2 protein-coding genes, 1 tRNA gene and 1 pseudogene are annotated in these 2,728 nt (G+C 69.3%); 1 reads left to right on the top strand and 3 read right to left on the bottom strand.

Features of this window, described 5'->3' with window-relative positions; genetic code table 11:
* Positions 1-442 precede the first annotated feature (442 nt).
* Positions 443-515: transfer RNA gene (locus ACWCO3_RS33645), tRNA-Asn, on the bottom strand.
* Positions 516-810: 295 nt separating this feature from the next.
* Here ACWCO3_RS33645 and ACWCO3_RS33640 point away from each other — a divergent pair.
* On the top strand, positions 811-1,215 hold the full coding sequence (locus tag ACWCO3_RS33640; protein WP_145779475.1) for a hypothetical protein: 405 nt from the start codon (positions 811-813) through the stop codon (positions 1,213-1,215).
* A gap of 64 nt (positions 1,216-1,279) precedes the next feature.
* Here ACWCO3_RS33640 and ACWCO3_RS33635 read toward each other — a convergent pair whose 3' ends face one another.
* A complete protein-coding gene (locus ACWCO3_RS33635; RefSeq protein WP_088988140.1) occupies positions 1,280-2,287 on the bottom strand; it encodes a sugar phosphate isomerase/epimerase family protein in 1,008 nt (335 codons plus the stop codon).
* A gap of 209 nt (positions 2,288-2,496) precedes the next feature.
* A pseudogene (locus tag ACWCO3_RS33630) lies at positions 2,497-2,728 on the bottom strand (hypothetical protein); the annotation flags it as partial.

Here is a 2,728-nt window from a genome sequence, read left to right as displayed (position 1 = left end):
TGCGGCGGGAGCAGGAACTCGTAGCCGGCCCTGATGTGCTGGTCGACGAAGTAGTTGAGCAGCGCCCACTCCAGCCGGGCGCCGATGCCGGTGTACCCCGCGCCCCGCGCCAAGATCGTGCTCGAACCAGGAAGTAGGGGCCTCACCATCACGCCGACACCACTACAACAACGAACGAGCACGATCTTGGGCCAGGACCCCCGCTGCGGCGCTCCGCACCGGACAACCCGGCCCAAGATCCGCACAACATCGGGGAAAGTGCTGGCTTACCGCGCGTTGAGGCCACAACATCCCCGAAGTTGCTGCCACGAACGCCGGCCCCCGCGAACACGGGTTGCCGGGTCGGCGGGCGGGCTGCCGGGTCGGGCGGCCCTGGGGGGTAGGGCCGGGGGCGCACGAGAACGCCCGCCGGCATCAGGCCGACGGGCGTTGGGTGGAGAAGCTCCCCCGATTGGACTCGAACCAATAACCTGCCGGTTAACAGCCGGCTGCTCTGCCAATTGAGCTACAGGGGATCGTGCACCGCCTGGAATCGGATCTCGCCGACGCCCTGCGACGGGACAAGAGTACAGGACTTTCCCCGGTGGCGGTCCAGTGGGTTCCACCCCGACAACTGATGATCAAGACGCGCAGCTCAGGATCCCTGACGCATCGACAAACAGGGTAAATCGCCATCCCGGCCCAGACATGCTTGAGCGGGGAGCAGGATGGGTAGTTAGCTGCGGACAGAGGACGCAGGCGCGAACAGGTCGCCTTCCGACGGGGCAACTCGCCGGAGGCGACGGCGCGTCAGGTACGGAAGGAGCCGCCATGCGCGGAAAGATCATGTTTCTTGGCGGGCTGGCTGCGGGATTCGTCCTGGGCGCCCGTGCCGGCCGGGAGAAGTACGAAGAGCTCGTGGTTCGGGGCCGCAAGGTGCTCGACCACCCGACCGTCCAGGAGGCGGCCGGGGTCGCGCAGGCCCAGGCGACCAAGCTCTACAGCGAGGGCAAGGACAAGCTCGGCCAGACCAAGCTGGGCGAGAAGCTGGGTAACGGCAACGGCAGCACCGGCAAGCAGGAGCTGACCGCCGCCGACGACGCGTTCGCCGGTACGCCCGCCACGGTGGGTGCCAAGGCGGGCACCAGCACTGTCGGCACGACCTCCGGGTCGCCGTCGTCCACTAACCCCCGCACCAAGCCGTCCGGCTCGGGCACGAACGCCAGCACGCTCTGACCCACCGCACCTCGACGGGCCGGTCGCCGCAGGGCGACCGGCCCGTGGTCTGTCCGAGGTGAGATCAGTCCTTGCTGCTGAACGCCGCGTCGAAGGCGGCGCTCGGCGCGTCGAAGGCGAGCCGGCGGACGAACTGCAACGCCTCCGGGGCACCGACGAGCCGGTCCATCCCGGCGTCCTCCCACTCGACCGAGATCGGGCCGTCGTAGCCGATCGCGTTCAACGCCCGGAAGCAGTCCTCCCAGGGCACGTCGCCGTGACCGGTGGAGACGAAGTCCCACCCGCGGCGCAGATCGGCCCAGGGCAGGTGCGAGGCGAGCCGGCCACGCCGGCCGTCCCCGGTGCGCACCTTGGCGTCCTTGCAGTCCACGTGGTAGATCCGGTCGGCGAAGTCGAAGATGAAGTTCACCGGGTCCAGCTCCTGCCACACGAAGTGCGACGGGTCCCAGTTCAGCCCGAACGCGGGCCGGTTGCCGATGGCCTCCAGCGTCCGCTTCGTCGTCCAGTAGTCGTACGCGATCTCGCTCGGGTGCACCTCGTGCGCGAACCGCACCCCGACCTCGTCGAACACGTCGAGGATCGGGTTCCACCGGTCGGCGAAGTCCTGGTAGCCGCGCTCGATCATCGACGGCGGCACCGGCGGGAACATCGCCAGGGTGTGCCAGATCGACGAGCCGGTGAAGCCGACGACAGTGTTCACCCCGAGCTTCGCGGCCGCCCGCGCGGTGTCCTTGATCTCCTCGGCGGCCCGCTGACGGACCCCCTCGGGTTCGCCGTCGCCCCAGATCCGGGCGGGCAGGATGTCCTGGTGCCGCTCGTCGATCGGGTGGTCACAGACCGCCTGACCGACCAGGTGGTTGGAGATCGTGAAGACCTGAAGGTTGTGCTTCGCCAGGGTCTCCTTCTTGCGCTCGACGTAGGAGTCGTCGGCGAGTGCCTTGTCGACCTCGAAGTGGTCGCCCCAGCAGGCGATCTCCAGACCGTCGTAGCCCCACTCGGAGGCGAGTCGGCAAACCTCCTCGAAAGGAAGGTCGGCCCACTGGCCGGTGAAGAGCGTGATGGGTCGCGCCATTGTTCTTCTCCCCTGTTGTAATGGGGATTCCAGGTGCGGACCGGGGCGAGGTGACCGGACGTACACGACGCCGGGCGGTCACCGGTGGGTGCGGAACACACCTGAGCCCGGCGGGTTGCGCCTCCCACCGGGTCACCGGCCACCAGCACGGTCGCCGACCCCACCCTATTTCCGTGGCACCCCATCGCGAAAGCCCCGCGGCCCGATCATCACTCGGCGACCTCCTCGGGCGCGGGCAGCGCGACCCGTACGGTGAAGCCGCCACCGGCACGCGGGCCGGCGGAGAACGTGCCGCCGAGCCGCTCGGCGCGTCTGCGTACCCCGAGCAGTCCCTGCCCGGTGTGGCGGGCGCTCGCTCCCGACGGCGCCACAGCGGTGCCGTCCACGTGCGCCCGCAACTGCTCCTGGGCCGTCCCGGCGGCCATGGCGGCACGGAACCAC

It is taken from the genome of Micromonospora sp. NPDC002411 (assembly GCF_053592955.1).
The sequence above is the reverse complement of the archived record's forward strand: the minus strand, read 5'-3'. Positions and strand labels throughout refer to the sequence as shown.

What these genes read in the sequence shown, in the direction of transcription:
- ACWCO3_RS33640 (WP_145779475.1), top strand. Translation starts at nt 811, where the DNA reads ATGCGCGGAAAGATCATGTTTCTTGGCGGGCTGGCTGCGGGATTCGTC.
- ACWCO3_RS33635 (WP_088988140.1), bottom strand. Translation starts at nt 2,287, where the DNA reads ATGGCGCGACCCATCACGCTCTTCACCGGCCAGTGGGCCGACCTTCCT.